The organism is Kitasatospora sp. cg17-2 (assembly GCF_054031055.1).
Map to the genome: position 1 here is coordinate 6,543,850 of NZ_CM132923.1, position 15,792 is coordinate 6,559,641.

Annotated in this window: 13 protein-coding genes; 12 read left to right on the forward strand and 1 reads right to left on the reverse strand. The window is 72.7% G+C overall.

What is annotated here, in order from left to right:
* Positions 1-2: 2 nt before the first annotated feature.
* A complete protein-coding gene (locus ACW14Y_RS27555; RefSeq protein WP_380385225.1) occupies positions 3-2,135 on the forward strand; it encodes an ATP-dependent DNA helicase in 2,133 nt (710 codons plus the stop codon).
* Positions 2,136-2,237: 102 nt separating this feature from the next.
* Here ACW14Y_RS27555 and lexA read toward each other — a convergent pair whose 3' ends face one another.
* Complete coding sequence (gene lexA / locus ACW14Y_RS27560) at positions 2,238-3,119, reverse strand: transcriptional repressor LexA (RefSeq protein ID WP_380301925.1); 882 nt, start codon at positions 3,117-3,119, stop codon at positions 2,238-2,240.
* Between the two features lie 345 nt (positions 3,120-3,464).
* Here lexA and nrdR point away from each other — a divergent pair, with 345 nt between their 5' ends.
* The 11 genes from nrdR to ACW14Y_RS27615 all read left to right on the forward strand — a co-directional run bounded on the left by nrdR (position 3,465) and on the right by ACW14Y_RS27615 (position 15,670).
* A complete protein-coding gene (nrdR, locus tag ACW14Y_RS27565) occupies positions 3,465-3,962 on the forward strand; it encodes a transcriptional regulator NrdR (RefSeq protein WP_360013707.1) in 498 nt (165 codons plus the stop codon).
* A 214-nt stretch (positions 3,963-4,176) separates the two neighbouring features.
* Entirely contained in the window at positions 4,177-7,077 is a 2,901-nt protein-coding gene (locus ACW14Y_RS27570) for a vitamin B12-dependent ribonucleotide reductase (RefSeq protein ID WP_380301922.1), read from the forward strand.
* Between the two features lie 135 nt (positions 7,078-7,212).
* Complete coding sequence (locus ACW14Y_RS27575) at positions 7,213-7,452, forward strand: DNA-directed RNA polymerase sigma-70 factor (protein WP_043476946.1); 240 nt, start codon at positions 7,213-7,215, stop codon at positions 7,450-7,452.
* A gap of 3 nt (positions 7,453-7,455) precedes the next feature.
* Positions 7,456-8,019, forward strand: a complete 564-nt coding sequence (locus ACW14Y_RS27580) for a Clp protease N-terminal domain-containing protein (RefSeq protein ID WP_380301920.1) — start codon at positions 7,456-7,458, stop codon at positions 8,017-8,019.
* 188 nt (positions 8,020-8,207) lie between these two features.
* Positions 8,208-9,980 (forward strand): sensor histidine kinase, encoded by a 1,773-nt coding sequence (locus tag ACW14Y_RS27585; protein ID WP_456983688.1) that lies wholly within the window; start codon positions 8,208-8,210, stop codon positions 9,978-9,980.
* Positions 9,977-10,423 carry a roadblock/LC7 domain-containing protein gene (locus ACW14Y_RS27590; RefSeq protein WP_030396646.1) on the forward strand — a complete coding sequence of 149 codons (447 nt, stop codon included), beginning with the start codon at positions 9,977-9,979 and terminating at the stop codon, positions 10,421-10,423. The genes ACW14Y_RS27585 and ACW14Y_RS27590 overlap by 4 nt, the downstream gene beginning before the upstream one ends.
* Entirely contained in the window at positions 10,420-10,809 is a 390-nt protein-coding gene (locus ACW14Y_RS27595; RefSeq protein WP_266274392.1) for a DUF742 domain-containing protein, read from the forward strand. Before ACW14Y_RS27590 ends, ACW14Y_RS27595 begins: the two co-directional genes overlap by 4 nt.
* Positions 10,790-11,455 carry a GTP-binding protein gene (locus ACW14Y_RS27600; RefSeq protein WP_380301915.1) on the forward strand — a complete coding sequence of 222 codons (666 nt, stop codon included), beginning with the start codon at positions 10,790-10,792 and terminating at the stop codon, positions 11,453-11,455. The genes ACW14Y_RS27595 and ACW14Y_RS27600 overlap by 20 nt, the downstream gene beginning before the upstream one ends.
* The gene (locus ACW14Y_RS27605; RefSeq protein WP_380301913.1) at positions 11,452-12,696 is read left to right on the forward strand and encodes a cytochrome P450; all 1,245 of its coding nucleotides are present in this window, start codon (positions 11,452-11,454) and stop codon (positions 12,694-12,696) included. The genes ACW14Y_RS27600 and ACW14Y_RS27605 overlap by 4 nt, the downstream gene beginning before the upstream one ends.
* A gap of 101 nt (positions 12,697-12,797) precedes the next feature.
* The gene (locus tag ACW14Y_RS27610; protein ID WP_456983689.1) at positions 12,798-14,024 is read left to right on the forward strand and encodes a cytochrome P450 family protein; all 1,227 of its coding nucleotides are present in this window, start codon (positions 12,798-12,800) and stop codon (positions 14,022-14,024) included.
* A gap of 230 nt (positions 14,025-14,254) precedes the next feature.
* Positions 14,255-15,670 carry an ABC transporter substrate-binding protein gene (locus ACW14Y_RS27615; RefSeq protein ID WP_380301909.1) on the forward strand — a complete coding sequence of 472 codons (1,416 nt, stop codon included), beginning with the start codon at positions 14,255-14,257 and terminating at the stop codon, positions 15,668-15,670.
* Positions 15,671-15,792 lie beyond the last annotated feature (122 nt).

The window sequence follows — 15,792 nt, forward strand, 5'->3', positions numbered from 1 at the left end:
TCATGACGAACGACTCCGAATCCCAGCTCCCCGCCGAGGACGCCGACGAGGCCGGGAGCGTCGCGGACGCCCCGGCGGAGGCCGTCCCCCGCGCCCGTGTCCCCGAGCTGCTGCACGCCGCGGTGGCCTCCGTCGGCGGCGTCGAGCGCCCCGGACAGCTCCGGATGGCCGAGGCCGTCGCGGACGCCGTCGACCACGGTGAGCACCTGTTGGTGCAGGCCGGCACCGGTACCGGCAAGTCCCTCGCCTACCTGGTGCCGGCGCTCGCGCACGGCGACCGCGTGGTGGTCGCCACCGCGACCCTGGCGCTCCAGCGCCAGCTGGTCGAGCGGGACCTGCCGCGCACCGTGGAGGCGCTCCACCCGGTGCTGCGGCGCCGCCCGCTGTTCGCGATGCTCAAGGGCCGCTCCAACTACCTGTGCCTGCACCGGGCCAACGAGGGCACCCCGGGCGAGGAGGGCGAGGGCCTGTTCGACCCGGTCGAGGCGCTGGGCGGGCCCGCCGGCAAGCTCGGCAAGGAGGTGCTCCGGCTGCGCGACTGGGCGGACGAGACGGAGACCGGCGACCGGGACGACATGTCCCCCGGCGTCTCCGACCGGGCCTGGGCCCAGCTCGCGGTCACCTCCAAGGAGTGCCTGGGCGCGACCCGCTGCGCCTACGGCCAGGAGTGCTTCGCGGAGAAGGCCCGGGAGCGGGCCAAGCTCGCCGACGTCGTCGTCACCAACCACGCGATGCTCGCGATCGACGCGATCGAGGGCGCGCCGGTGCTGCCCGAGCACGGGCTGCTGATCGTCGACGAGGCGCACGAGCTGGTCAACCGGGTCACCGGGGCGGCCACCGCCGAGCTGACCGTCGGCGCGGTGAACCGGACGGTCAAGCGGGCCGCCCGGCTCGCCAACGAGAAGGCCGTGGACGCGCTGCAGGCCGCCGCCGAGAACTACCACGGCCTGATGGAGACCGCCCAGCCCGGCCGGGTGGAGGAGCTGCCCGAGTACCTCGCCTACGCCGTGACGGCGATCCGGGACGCCTCCCGGCAGGTGATCACCTCCCTCGGCGAGACCAGGGACAAGGGGCTCAGCGACGAGGACGCCGTGCGCAAGCAGGCGATGGCCGCCGCCGAGTCCCTGCACGAGACCGCCGACCGGCTGCTCCAGGACTCCGAGTACGACGTGGTCTGGATCGAGCGCAGCGACCGCTACGGCCTCGGCACCGCCTCGCTGCGGGTCGCCCCGCTGAGCGTCTCCGGGCTGCTGCGGGAGGGGCTGTACAAGGAGCGCGCGGTGGTGCTCACCTCGGCCACCCTCAAGCTCGGCGGGGACTTCACCGGTGTGGCCGCCTCGGTGGGCCTGCCGTCCGACGCCCGGCTGCCGGACGTCCGCACCCCCGGCGACAATCCGGAGGCGGCGGGGGAGGGCATGGGCGACGAGCCGGTGCCGCACTGGCGGGGCATCGACGTGGGCTCGCCGTTCAAGTACTCCAAGCAGGGCATCCTCTACGTCGCCAGGCATCTGGCCGATCCCGGGCGCGATCCTGAACGGCCGGACATGCTCGACGAGTTGGCCGATCTGATCGGCGCGGCCGGCGGGCGGACGCTGGGGCTGTTCTCCTCGATGCGCGGGGCGCAGGCGGCCGCCGAGGCGATGCGGGAGCGGCTGGACCAGCGGATCCTGCTCCAGGGCGAGGACACCCTGGGCGAGTTGATCCGGGAGTTCGCCTCGGACGCGACCACCTGCCTGTTCGGCACGCTGTCGCTCTGGCAGGGCGTGGACGTGCCCGGCTCGGCCTGCCAGCTGGTGGTGATGGACCGGATCCCGTTCCCGAGGCCGGACGACCCGCTGATGAGCGCCCGGCAGAAGGATGTCGAACAGCGCGGCGGGAACGGCTTCATGGCCGTCGCGGCCACCCACGCGGCGCTGCTGATGGCGCAGGGCGCGGGCCGGCTGGTGCGCGCGGCGGAGGACCGGGGTGTGGTGGCGGTGCTCGACCCCCGGGTGGAGACCAAGCGCTACGGCGGCTTCTTCCGGTCCTCGATGCCGGAGTTCTGGTACACCACGGACCGCAACCAGGTGCGCCGCTCGCTGGCGGCGATCGACGATTCGGCGGCGCCGGTCCGGCCGGTGCCGAAGCGGGGCTGATCCGGGCCCCGGGCGGGACCGGGTCGGCGTCCGGAAAGGCCGGAGGGGCTCCACGCGCTGTGCGGGGAGCCCCTTCCTGTGGGTCCGGGCGGGGTGGTGCGGTCAGAGCCGGCGGAGGACGGCCACGACCTTGCCCAGGATGGTCGCGTTGTCGCCGTTGATCGGCTCGTACGCGGGGTTGTGCGGCATCAGCCAGATCCGGCCGTCCTCGCGCTTGAGACGCTTGACGGTGGCCTCGCCGTCGATCATCGCGGCGACGATGTCGCCGTTCTCGGCGACCGGCTGGCGGCGGACGGTGACCCAGTCCCCGTCGCAGATGGCCGCCTCGATCATCGAGTCACCGCGCACGGTGAGCGCGAACAGCTCGCCCTCGCCGACCAGCTGCCGGGGCAGCGGGAAGACGTCCTCGACGGTCTGCTCGGCGAGGATCGGCCCACCGGCGGCGATCCGGCCGACCAGCGGCACGTAGGAGGTGGACGGCCGGCCGGCCGTCTCGGCGGTGTTCGGCCGGGCCACCTCGACGCCCCGGACCTCGTAGGCGCGCGGACGGTGCGGGTCCCGCCGCAGGAAGCCCTTGCGCTCCAGCGCCATCAGCTGGTGGGCCACCGAGGAGGTGCTGGACAGGCCGACGGCCTGGCCGATCTCGCGCATCGACGGCGGGTAGCCCCGGCGCTGCACGGAGTCCCTGATGACCTCGATCACCCGGCGCTGGCGCTCGGTGAGGCCTGCCTCGTCGGTCCGGATGCCGGGCGGGCGGCCCGGCGCGGAACGGGTCGGCGCCGGGTGGGCGTCGTCCAGGGCGGGGGAGTGTTCGATGGGCTGGTCCGGAACACGCCCGACCCCGGAAATGCCCGGGCCCGTGGGGCGGTGATCCTCGCTGCGGTCCATGCTGATGTCCACACTCTGCTGATTCGTGGTGCGCTGCCCCACCTTGAGCTGGGAGTGCTCCTGCACCGGGATGGTGTTGCTTTCGACGGCGTTCACGGCTGCCCCTCTCGACGGCTGTCCTCTCCTTTTTCCAGCCCAACGCACCTCGTATCGAAAGGTTGCGCCAAACACACGTTCGAGTGAATTATTCGGGAGTTGGCTGACTCGATCAAGGCTTTGTTGTACATCGATTAAATGTTCGATCGGAAATCGACTCCGAGGGTATCGCCCGCGCCGACACGCCAGGGCCCCTCCTTCGCTCCGAAACCTAGATGTAGTGGCTACAGTCCTCTTCGTGGCCCAGTACTTGTGGTCGAGACCTCAAGATCGGGTTGCTCGCAGAGCCCCGGGATCGCATAGACTCGACCAAGTCCGCACGTCCTGCCAAGGAGGGATCCTCAGGTGCACTGCCCCTTCTGCCGGCACTCCGACAGCCGCGTCGTCGACAGCCGGACCACCGAGGACGGCAGCTGCATCCGCCGCCGCCGGCAGTGCCCGGACTGCGGTCGCCGATTCACCACCGTGGAGACGGCCGCCCTGATGGTCATCAAGCGCAGCGGCGTCACCGAGCCGTTCTCCCGGGAGAAGGTCATCTCCGGAGTCCGCAAGGCCTGCCAGGGCCGCCCGGTCACCGAGGACGCCCTCGCCCAGCTCGGCCAGCGGGTCGAGGAGTGCGTGCGGGCCACCGGCAACGCCGAGCTCACCACCCATGACGTCGGGCTTGCCATACTCGGCCCGCTCAAGGAACTCGACGTGGTCGCGTTCCTGCGCTTCGCCAGCGTCTACCAGGCGTACGACGGACTGGAAGACTTCGAGGCCGCCATCGCGGAACTCCGCGCCGAGCAGCCCGCCCCCGAGGCCGACGGCGCCTGCGTGCCCGTCGCCGCCGCCGCGCCCTAACCGGCCCGGCCCCTCCACCGGCCCCTTTCCGGGGTCGGCGCAACCCCTTCGGTCCCCCGGGGCCGACGTGTGCCCGAAAACGGCGCACAGACCATGACAAAACGTGCGCGGTGGGTGAGGATCCCTGCCTGCCGCACACCGGAAGAGCGAACCAGCCGTGCCCGGACTTTACGGGGCACTTCGGGCGTTTGCCCAACCAGGAGGAGGAACAGAAGTGACAGACACCACGAGCGGTTCCGCGCGCGGGTCGAAGTCCGACAAGGCCGCGGGCAAGGGTGCCGGCAAGGCACCCAAGGGCGGCCTGCGGATCGAGCGCATCTACACCACCCCTGGCGTGCACCCGTACGACAAGGTCCGCTGGGAGCGGCGCGACGTCGTCATGACCAACTGGCGTGACGGCTCGGTCAACTTCGAGCAGCACGGTGTCGAGTTCCCCGACTTCTGGTCGGTCAACGCGGTCAACATCGTCACCTCCAAGTACTTCCGCGGCGCCCTCGGCACCCCGCAGCGCGAGTGGAGCCTCAAGCAGATCATCGACCGCGTGGTGCTCACCTACCGCGCCGCCGGCGAGAAGAACGGCTACTTCGCCACCCCGGACGACGCCGAGGTGTTCGAGCACGAGCTGACCCACGCCCTCCTCCACCAGGTCTTCAGCTTCAACTCGCCGGTGTGGTTCAACGTCGGCACCAAGCAGCCCCAGCAGGTCTCCGCCTGCTTCATCCTGTCCGTCGACGACTCCATGGAGTCGATCCTCGACTGGTACAAGGAAGAGGGCATGATCTTCAAGGGCGGCTCCGGCGCCGGCCTCAACCTCTCCCGGATCCGCTCCTCCAAGGAGCTGCTCTCCTCCGGCGGCAACGCCTCCGGCCCGGTCTCCTTCATGCGCGGCGCCGACGCCTCCGCCGGCACCATCAAGTCCGGCGGCGCCACCCGCCGCGCGGCCAAGATGGTCGTCCTGGACGTCGACCACCCGGACGTCGAGGCCTTCATCGAGACCAAGGTGAAGGAGGAGGAGAAGATCCGCGCCCTGCGCGACGCGGGCTTCGACATGGACCTCGGCGGCGACGACATCGCCTCCGTCCAGTACCAGAACGCCAACAACTCCGTCCGCGTCAACGACGAATTCATGACCGCCGTCGAGAACGGCACCGAATTCGGCCTGCGCGCCCGGATGACCGGCGAGGTCATCGAGACCGTCGACGCGAAGAAGCTCTTCCGCAAGATGGCCGAGGCCGCCTGGGCCTGCGCCGACCCCGGCATCCAGTACGACTCCACCATCAACCAGTGGCACACCTGCCCGGAGTCCGGCCGGATCAACGCGTCCAACCCCTGCTCCGAGTACATGCACCTGGACAACTCCAGCTGCAACCTCGCCTCGCTCAACCTGATGAAGTTCCTCCGCGACGACGACTCGTTCGACGCCGAGAGCTTCGCCAAGGTCGTCGAGCTGGTCATCACCGCGATGGACATCTCCATCTGCTTCGCCGACTTCCCCACCGAGAAGATCGGCGAGACCACCCGCGCGTTCCGCCAGCTCGGCATCGGCTACGCCAACCTCGGCGCCCTGCTGATGGCCACCGGCCACGCCTACGACAGCGAGGGCGGCCGCGCGCTGGCCGGCGCCATCACCTCCCTGATGACCGGCACCGCCTACCGCCGCGGCGCCGAACTCGCCGGTGTGGTCGGCCCGTACGACGGCTACGCCCGCAACGCGGCCCCGCACCAGCGGGTCATGAAGCAGCACGCGGACGCCTCGCTCGCCGCCGTCTCCTTCGACGGCCTCGACGCCCCCGTCCTGGCCGCCGCCAACGCGACCTGGCAGGACGTCCTGCGGATCGGCGCGCAGAACGGCTTCCGCAACGCCCAGGCCTCGGTGCTCGCCCCGACCGGCACCATCGGCCTGATGATGGACTGCGACACCACCGGCGTGGAGCCCGACCTCGCGCTGGTCAAGTTCAAGAAGCTCGTCGGCGGCGGCTCGATGCAGATCGTCAACGGCACGGTGCCGCGTGCGCTCAAGCGCCTCGGCTACCAGGACGAGCAGATCGAGGCGGTCGTCGCCCACATCGCCGAGCACGGCAATGTGGTGGACGCGCCGGGTCTGCGGACCGAGCACTACGAGGTGTTCGACTGCGCGATGGGCGAGCGCTCGATCTCCCCGATGGGCCACGTCCGGATGATGGCCGCGATCCAGCCCTGGATCTCCGGCGCCATCTCCAAGACGGTCAACATGCCGGTCTCCGCGACCGTCGAGGACGTCGAGGAGATCTACTTCGAGGCGTGGAAGCTGGGCGTCAAGGCGCTCGCCATCTACCGCGAAAACTCGAAGGTCGGCCAGCCGCTCTCGGCCAAGAAGAAGGACGAGGAGAAGGCCGCCGCCGAGGCCCCGGCCCAGGTGGAGAAGGTCGTCGAGTACCGTCCGGTCCGCAAGCGCCTGCCCAAGGGCCGCCCGGGCATCACCACCTCCTTCACGGTCGGTGGCGCCGAGGGCTACATGACCGCCAACTCCTACCCGGACGACGGCCTCGGCGAGGTCTTCCTGAAGATGTCCAAGCAGGGCTCGACCCTCGCGGGCATGATGGACGCCTTCTCCATCGCCGTCTCGGTGGGCCTGCAGTACGGCGTCCCGCTGGAGACCTACGTCTCGAAGTTCACCAACATGCGCTTCGAGCCGGCCGGTCTGACCGACGACCCGGACCTGCGCATGGCGCAGTCGATCGTCGACTACATCTTCCGCCGCCTGGCGCTGGACTTCCTGCCGTTCGAGACCCGCTCGGCGCTCGGCATCCACTCGGTCGAGGAGCGCCAGCGCCACCTGGAGACCGGCTCCTACGAGCCGCTGGAGGCGGAGGAGGAGCTGGACACCGAGACCCTCGCCCAGTCCGCCCCGGTCGTGCCGGTCGTCACGAAGCCGGTCGCCGTCCCGGCCCCGGCCCCGGTCGCCGCCCCGGCGCCGAAGGCCACCGCCCAGGCCCACAACTCCACCGAGCTGATGGAGATCCAGCTGGGCATGAACGCCGACGCGCCGCTCTGCTTCTCCTGCGGCACCAAGATGCGCCGCGCGGGCAGCTGCTACCTCTGCGAGGGCTGCGGCTCCACCAGCGGCTGCAGCTGAGCGGAGCGGCCGCCTCGCGGGTGAGGTGAGCCGCCGCTGAAGGCGGGGCGAGGACAGAGATGTCCTCGCCCCGCCTTTTCGGTTTTTCCGTCAACTTTGGTTGACACTCTGCCGCCGTCAACCTAGGTTGACACTATGAGCGAGAGCGGAGAACTGGCGGCCGCGGCAGCCAGTCGGGATCCGGCCGTGGGGCTCCGGGCGGTCCGGGCGTTGCGGGATCTGGCGGACCGGCTGGAGGGGCTGCAGGTCGGCAGCGCGCGGGACCAGGGCTGGTCGTGGCAGGACATCGCGGTCTGCCTCGGGGTGACCAGGCAGGCGGTGCACAAGAAGTACGCGCGGCGCGGTGCCGGTGGAAGCGGGAAGGACGGGGACTGAGCGATGTTCGAGCGATTCACCGAGGAGGCCCGGCGGGCGGTCGGGCAGGCGGGACGGGAGTCGGCGGAGCTGGGGCACGGGCACGTCGGGACCGAGCACCTGCTGCTGGCGGTCCTGGCCGAGACCGCCGACCCGGCGGCGCGGGTGCTGATCGACGCGGGGCTCGACCACGCGGAGGCCCGGCGGGCCGTCGGGCGGTTGCTCGGGACCGGCGGCGACGCGCAGGCGCTGGCCTCGATCGGGGTGGACCTGGAGGCGGTGCGCGAGGCGGTGGAGTCCGTGTTCGGGGCGGGGGCGCTGGACTCCCCGCCGGAGCCGGAACCGCGGCGGCGCGGGTGGTTCCGGTCCGAGGGCCGGGTGGGGCGGAGTCCGTTCACGGCGCGGGCGCGCAAGGCGGTGGAGCTGTCGCTGCGCGAGTCGCTGCGGATGAAGTCCGGTCACATCGCGGTCGGCCACCTCCTGCTCGGGGTGCTCCGCGAGGGGGAGGGGCTCGGGGCGAGGGTCGTCGCCGACCGCGGGCTGGACCTCGCGGAGGTGCGACGTGAGGTCGAGGTGGCGATGGGGTGAGGGGATGGAGGTGGAGTGGTATACGGAGCGTGGCTGAAGGAGACTGACCGTCAACTTACCGGTTGAGCACATCGTCTGAATGGATATGATCGGCCGACTGCGTGAACCGAAACACCGCCCGGAGACGTTCCACGACGTCGGCCGGGCGGTCGCGCATTCGCCCGACTTCTGCCGAGGACACCGCACCGATGACAGAAACCACCAGCCCCGACGGTGGGCCCAGCCGTCGATCCGACGTGCGTACCAGGGCCGTTGTGGCGGCCGCCGCCCTGCTGGCGGCGGTGGCCGGGCCGGTCGGGGTGATGCGGGCCTTCGACGCCGGGCGCCCGCTGACCGCGGCCGCCGTGGCGGCGGCCACCGTGCTCTGGCTGATCGCCGTCCGGCAGGCCGGCAGTGCCACCGAACGGGCCCGCCGGCTGGAGCTGGAGCTGGGCCGGTGGGAGGGCGAGTCGATGACGGCCCTCGTGGTCGCCGGTGCGGCCAAGCAGGCCGAGACCGCCGCCAAGGCGCGGGCCGCCGCCGCCGAGGCCGAGCGGGACGAGGCCGGGGCGGCGCTCGCCCGGGCCGAGGAGCAGATCGCCGCCGCCCGCGCGGAGGCGGCCGGGGCCCGGGCGGAGGCCGAGGCGGAGCGCGCCGAGCGGGCCGCCGTGGACCGGATCGCCGACGAGGTGCTGCCGGTCCTCGTGAAGCGGCTGCGGAGCGGCGCGACCGTGGACGCCGCCCTGGCCCCGCACCGCGAGCACCCGCAGCGGCCGCTGCTGCGCGCCGTGGCGGAGGAGATCGGCCGCGGCGAGCGGCTGCGGGCCGCCGCGCTGGCGGTCTGCGCCACCGCGGCCGGACGGGTGCAGGCCCTGGCCACGAGCATGCACGCGGAACTGCGCGAGATGCAGCACCGGCACGACGAGGAGGTCCTCGGCGACCTGCTGCGGCTGGACCACTCGACCGCGCAGGCGGGTCGGATGGCCGACAGCATCGCGGTGCTGACCGGCGCCCGTTCGGGCCGTCGCTGGGGCCGGCCGATCCCGGTCGAGTCGGTGCTGCGCGGCGCGCTCGGCCGGATCGGCGCCTACCAGCGGGTCAGGCTGCACAACGCGAGCACGGCCGCGGTGGCCGGGTTCGCCGCCGAGGGCGTGATGCACGCGCTCGCCGAACTGCTGGACAACGCGACCACGTTCTCCGCGCCGCCGGCCGAGGTGCACGTCTACGTCGAGGAGGTGCCGGCCGGACTGGTCGTCACCGTCGAGGACAGCGGCCTGGGCCTGAGCGACAGTTGGCTGCGCCGCGCCGAACGGGCCGTCTCCGCCGAGTCGCTGGACCTCACCACGCTGTCGGCGGGCACCCGGATCGGTCTCGCGGTGGTCGGTGTGCTGGCCCGCAAGCACGGGCTGCAGATCTCCTTCCGGCCGTCGGCGCGCGGCGGTACCGGGGTGGTGGTGCTGATTCCGCAGCAGCTGGTCACGCACCCCGCGACGGTTCCGGCCCCGCTGCCCGCGCCGGTCGAGCGCGCGGTCGAGCGGGCGGGCGGTTCGGGTCCGCGCCCCGCGCTCACCCCCGCGCGCCCGGCGCCCGCTGTTCCCGCCGCACCTGTTGAGCCCGTCGCCCCGTCGGCCGATCCGGCGCCCGTCGCGCCCGCCGTCACCGACAGCGGTCTGCCGCAGCGCCGCCGCGGCCGGACCATGGCCGCCGCCGCCCCGGCCGCGGCCCCCGTCGAGCGGCCCGCCCGTCCCGACGGGGCGAGCGCCGCCGCCAGGCTGGGCGCCTTCCGCCGGGCCGCCCTGCCCGCCGCCGGGCCCGCTGCCGCCGCACCCGCCGAGCCCGCCGTCGGCACCCCGAACCCCGCGCCCGCCGGTGCCCCCGCACCGGCCGAGGGCGCCGTACCGGTCCAGGACACCCCGGGCGCGCGGTCCGCCGCCGACCCCGCGTCCGACGCTTCCCCCGTCACCGAGAAGGACTTCCGATGAGCAGTGCCACCGACCGCGACCTCGACTGGCTGCTGGAAAACCTGCTGACCAACACCCCCGGCACCCGGCACGCCCTGGTGCTCTCCGCCGACGGCCTCAAGCTCTGCCACACCTCCGGCCTCGGCAACGACCGGGCCGACCAGCTCGCCGCCATCGCCTCCGGTCTGCAGAGCCTGGCGCACGGCGCGTCGATCGAGTTCGGCGACGGCACCGGCGGTGTGCGGCAGTCGATGACCGAGTTCCACGGCGGGGTGCTGTGCATCGTGGCGGCCGGCGAGGGCGCCCACCTGGCCGTGGTCACCGACGAGGACGCCGACGTGGGTGTGGTCGGCCACAACATGCACGGGCTGATCGAGCAGATCGGCGTCCACCTCAGCGCACCGGCCCGGGAGGGCGCGGCCGGGGCGGACGGCCCGGTGACCGACGGGAGCGCCCGGGCATGAGCGGGCGCGGGGGGAACACCGACGGGCGGCCGGTCCGGCCGGGCCGGGACGACGACCCGGACCGCCTCTACACCATCACCCGGGGCCGCAGCCGGTCCCCGGAGAACGCGTTCGACCTGGTCACGCTGATCGTCGCCGAGCGGGAGCCGGCGCCGGGCATGCAGTCGGAGCACGCGCGCATCCTGCGGATGTGCGAGGCGCCGACCGCGGTGGTGGAGGTCGCCGCCGAGCTGGCGCTGCCGGTCTCGGTGGCGAAGATCCTCCTCGGCGACCTGCTGGAGGCCGGTTCGATCACCGCCCGCCACCCCCGGTTCGCCCCTAACAAGGCCCGGCTGCCCGATCTCGACACGCTGAAGCAGGTACTGCATGGACTCCAACAGCTCTGAGGGCCGGGACCCTCGGCCGAGCGGGCGGACACCGCTGCGCCGCACCGCCGACAACGCGCTGAAGATCGTCGTGGTCGGCGGCTTCGGCGTGGGCAAGACCACCCTGGTCGGCGCGGTCAGCGAGATCCGTCCGCTGAACACCGAGGAGACCCTGACCCGGGCCGGGGAGGGGATCGACGATCCCACCGGGGCCTGGGGCAAGCGCTCGACCACGGTCGCCTTCGACTTCGGCCGGATCACCCTCTCCGCGAGCCAGGTGCTGTACCTGTTCGGCGCGCCGGGGCAGGAGCGGTTCTGGTTCCTCTGGGACCGGCTGTTCTCCGGGGCCCTGGGGGCCGTCGTGCTGGTGGACACCCGGCGGCTGGCGGACTCCTGGTACGCCATCGACCGCCTGGAGCACCACGGCACGCCCTTCGTCGTCGCCCGCAACAACTTCGGCGACCCGACCCACACCCTGGAGCAGGTCAGGGAGGCGCTCGACCTGCCGCCCGGGGTGCCGCTGGTGGACTGCGACGCCCGGGACCGGGAGTCCGGCAAGCAGGTGCTGATCGAGCTGGTCCGCCACCTGACCGCCCGGGTCGAGGCCGAGACGGCGGGCACCCCCGTCACCGCCGCCGCCCCCGTCCTTGAGGAGAGCACCCCGTGACCGAGCCCGCCGCCACCCCGCCGCCGGGCTGCCCGGCCCACGCCGGCGCCACCCCGTTGTACGGGCCGCGCTTCCAGACCGACCCCTCCCAGGTCTACCGGGAGATGCGGGCCGGGCACGGCCCGGTCGCGCCGGTCGAACTGGCCGGCGGGGTCCCGGCCTGGCTGGTGATCGGCTACCGCGAGCTCCAGCTGGTCACCGGTCAGCCGCAGCTGTTCGGCCGGGACTCCACCCGCTGGACCGGCTGGGCGACCGTCGCCGAGGACTGGCCGCTCAAGCCGATGATGGCGCCGGTGCCGTCGATCCTCTACGCCGAGGGCGAGGAGCACGTCCGCCGCTCGCGGGCGGTCACCGACGCGCTGGCCGCCGTCGACCCGTACGAGCTGCGCAAGCACTGCGAGGAGCTGGCCGACCGGCTGATCGACGACTTCGCCGGGCGCGGCGAGGCGGACCTGGTCGCCGAGTACGCCCACCGGCTGCCGCTGCTGGTGCTCTGCCGGGTGCTCGGGCTGAGCGAGGAGCAGGCGCCGGTGCTCATCGAGGGCCTGCTGACCATGCTGGACGGCGGCCCGGACGCGCCGGCCGGGGCGCAGCGGCTGCTCGCCGTGATGCTGGAGCTGGTCGAGGAGAAGGCGGCGCACCCGGGTGACGACGTCGCCTCGCGGATGCTGGCGCACCCGGCGGGTCTCAACCACGACGAGATCATGCGGGACCTGCGGGTGATGCTGATCGCCGGTCACCAGCCGACCTCGTACTGGATGTCCAACGCGCTGCGGCTGATGCTCACCGACGAGCGGTTCGCCGCCTCGCTGTCGGGCGGGCGGCGCAGCATCAGCCAGGCGCTGAACGAGGCGCTCTGGGAGGACACCCCGACCCAGATCTTCGCGGGCCGCTGGGCGACCAGGGACACCCAGTTGGGCGGGCAGCGGATCGCCGCCGGGGACATGCTGCTGCTGGGTTTCGCGGGGGCCAACGCGGACCCGTCGGTGCGGCAGTCGGACGGACGGCCGGCCGAGGGCAACCGGGCGTACCTGAGCTACTCGTACGGCGAGCACGGCTGTCCGTTCCCGGCGCAGGAGGCGGCCGAGGTGATCGCGACGACGGCGGTCGAGGTGCTGCTGGACCGGCTGCCGGACCTGCGGCTGGCGGTGGCCGAGCACGCGCTGGTGTGGCGGCCGTCGGCCTGGGTGCGCGGGCTGGTGGCGCTGCCGGTGTCGTTCGCCCCGGGGTACGCGGGCTGAGTCCGGTCCGGGACGCGGGCCGAGCCCGGTCCGCGATCCCGGGCCCCGGCGGTGCCGGGGTCGCTGTACCGCTTCACCAGAACCGAAGGAGTGTTTTAGCCATGACCGCCCCCGCCCCGTTCGTCCCCGCCCCGTTCGTCCTCGATCCGCTGGCCCGTGACAACGCCGCCGAGGGTGCGCTGCTGCGCGCCGCCGGTCCGGTGGTGCCGGTGGAGCTGCCCGGTGGCGTCACCGCCTGGGCCGTGACCCGGCACGGGCCCGCCCGGGAGCTGCTGACCGATGCCCGGTTGGTGAAGGACGCCCGGCACTGGGCGGCCTTCCAGCGCGGTGAGGTGCCGAAGAGCTGGCCGTTGATCGGCCTGGCGGTGCCCGGTCCGAGCATGGTGACCACCGACGGCGCGGAGCACCGGCGGCTGCGGGCGCTGGTGGCGCACGCGTTCACCCCGCGCCAGGTGGAGCTGATGCGACCGCGGGTGGAGGCGATCACCCGGGATCTGCTGGACGCGCTGGCGGTGGGGGAGCCGGTGGTGGACCTGAAGTCCGCCTTCGCCTTTCCGCTGCCGATGACGGTGATCTGCTCGCTGCTCGGCGTCCCGGAGTCGGAGCACGCGCTGCTGCGCGACCTCTACGAGCGGTTCTTCGGCGCCCGCCCGAACCCGGAGGGCATCCAGGCGACCGTCGCCGGGCTGAACGCCTTCGTCAACGGTGTGGTGGCGCAGCGCCGTGCGGCCCCCGGTGACGACCTGGCGAGCGTGCTGCTGCAGGCCGACGCCGAGGGCGGGGCGCTGACCGACGCGGAGGCGGCGGCCACCCTGCGGGTGATCATCGCGGCGGGTCACGAGACGACGGTGAACCTCATCGGCAACGCGGTGCGGGCGCTGCTGGCGCACCCGGACCAGTTGGCGCTGGTGCGGGCGGGCAAGGTCGGCTGGGACGCGGTGGTGGAGGAGTCGCTCCGCTGGACGCCGCCGACCAGCAACTTCCTGTTCCGGTTCACCACCGAGGACGTGGCGGTGGGCGACACGGTGATTCCGGCCGGGGAGCCGGTGCTGGTCTCGTACAACGCGATCGGCCGGGACCCGGCGCAGCACGGGGTGACGGCCGAGGTGTTCGACGTGACCCGGGATCCGGTCCGGCACCTGTCGTTCGGGCACGGCCCGCACGTCTGCCCGGGCTCGCCGCTGGCCCGGCTGGAGGCGGGGATCGCGCTGCCGGCGCTGTTCGAGCGCTTCCCGGGGCTGTCCTTGGCGGTGCCGGACGAGGAGCTGCGGCCGAGCGGCTCGCTGGTGGTGAACGCGCTGAAGGAGCTGCCGGTCCGGTTGTTCTGACGGCCGGGCGGTCGGGGTGGGCCGGGTGCGGTGCGCGGCCGGCGGTCGGGGTCACAACTGGGGCACGCGGTGACGAAGGGCGTGCCCGCACCTTGGCGGGCACGTCGTGGCTGCGTTACCGTCGTCGGATCGGCCGGCCGCCGCGTCCATGTCGAACGTCGAACTCCGGTACAGCGCAATGCCGTTCTGTCGCACAGCCGAGCGTTCGCGCCCCGGCGAGGAGGACCGCGTTGACTCCCACCCCGACCGTGCCGTCCACGACCGCGCAGCCACTGAACCCTGTCCGCCGCCGTCGCCGTCCGCTCGCGGCGGTGGCCCTGCTGGCCGTCGCGGCCCTGACCGCGGCCTGCTCCAACAGCTCCGGAAGCTCGGGGGATTCGGGCGGCGGCGGCAACCAGACCCTGTCCGGCGACTGTGCCCGCTACCAGCCCTACGCCGGTCACGGGGGCACCACGGTGACGGTGTTCGCCTCGATCCTCAGCCCCGAGTCCGACAATCTGGAGAAGTCCTGGGCCGACTTCAGCCGGTGCACCGGTATCAGGATCAGTTACGAGGGCAGCAACGACTTCGAGTCCCAGCTGCCGGTGCGGGTGAGCGGCGGCAACGCCCCGGACTTCGCGATCGTCCCGCAGCCCGGACTGCTCGCCCAGATGGTCAAGAGCGGCAAGGTGGTCAAGCCGCCGCAGCAGACCGTGGCGAACCAGGAGAAGTGGAGCCCGGTCTGGAAGACCTACGGCTCGGTCAACGGCACCTTCTACGCGGCGCCGATGAGCGCCAACATGAAGTCCCTGGTCTGGTACTCGCCCAAGACCTTCAAGCAGGCCGGCTACGAGGTCCCGAAGACCTGGGCCGACCTGATGGCGCTCAGCGACCGGATCGCCAAGGCCGGCGGCGGCGCCAAGCCGTGGTGCGGCGGCATCTCCTCCGGTACGGCCACCGGCTGGCCGGCCACGGACTGGCTGGAGGAGGTGGTCCTCGGCACGTACGGCGGCGAGGTCTACGACCAGTGGGTGAACCACCAGGTGAAGTTCTCCGACCCGAAGATCGCCGCGGCGATGAGGACGGTCGCCGACTGGATGCAGAACCCGGCCTGGGTCAACGGCGGCTACGGTGACGTGAAGTCGATCGCCACCACGACCTTCCAGGACGCGGGCGCGCCGATCCTCACCGGCAAGTGCCTGATGCTCCAGCAGGCTTCGTTCTACAAGGCGCAGTGGCCCAAGGACACGAAGATCGGGCCGGACGGCGACATCTTCGCCTTCCACCTGCCCGCGGTGGACCCCTCGGTGCCCAACCCGGTCGAGGGCGGCGGGGAGTTCCTCACCGCGTTCGCGAGCCGGCCCGAGGTGCAGGCGGTGCAGAACTACCTGTCCAGCGCCGACTGGGCGAGCAGCCGGGTGCGGACCGCGACCGGCTGGGTTTCGGCCAATCAGGGTGTGGACAAGAGCCTCTACACCGATCCGATCGACCGGATCTCCGCCGACGCCCTGACCGACCCGGCGGCGACCTTCCGGTTCGACGGTTCGGACCTCATGCCGGCCGCGGTCGGCGCCGGGCAGGAGTGGAAGTCGCTCACCGCCTGGTTCGCCGAGGGGCAGTCGATCCAGAAGACCGCCGCGGACATCGACGCCGCCTGGCCGCAGTAGCGGCGCGCGTCGCAGGACCACCTGCCGAAGGGCGGTGCGGGGCCACCCACCCGCACCGCCCGCCCCTCCTCCCGCCCTGCTGCCTCCCGGGCTCGTGTGTTCGTGTGATCGCGTGTTCGCGG

Coding starts and splice junctions, on each gene's coding strand:
- ACW14Y_RS27580 (WP_380301920.1), top strand. CDS start 7,456: ATGTTCGAGCGATTCACCGAGGAGGCCCGGCGGGCGGTCGGGCAGGCG.
- ACW14Y_RS27585 (WP_456983688.1), top strand. CDS start 8,208: ATGACAGAAACCACCAGCCCCGACGGTGGGCCCAGCCGTCGATCCGAC.
- ACW14Y_RS27600 (WP_380301915.1), top strand. CDS start 10,790: ATGGACTCCAACAGCTCTGAGGGCCGGGACCCTCGGCCGAGCGGGCGG.
- ACW14Y_RS27595 (WP_266274392.1), top strand. CDS start 10,420: ATGAGCGGGCGCGGGGGGAACACCGACGGGCGGCCGGTCCGGCCGGGC.
- ACW14Y_RS27590 (WP_030396646.1), top strand. CDS start 9,977: ATGAGCAGTGCCACCGACCGCGACCTCGACTGGCTGCTGGAAAACCTG.
- ACW14Y_RS27610 (WP_456983689.1), top strand. CDS start 12,798: ATGACCGCCCCCGCCCCGTTCGTCCCCGCCCCGTTCGTCCTCGATCCG.
- ACW14Y_RS27555 (WP_380385225.1), top strand. CDS start 3: ATGACGAACGACTCCGAATCCCAGCTCCCCGCCGAGGACGCCGACGAG.
- ACW14Y_RS27575 (WP_043476946.1), top strand. CDS start 7,213: ATGAGCGAGAGCGGAGAACTGGCGGCCGCGGCAGCCAGTCGGGATCCG.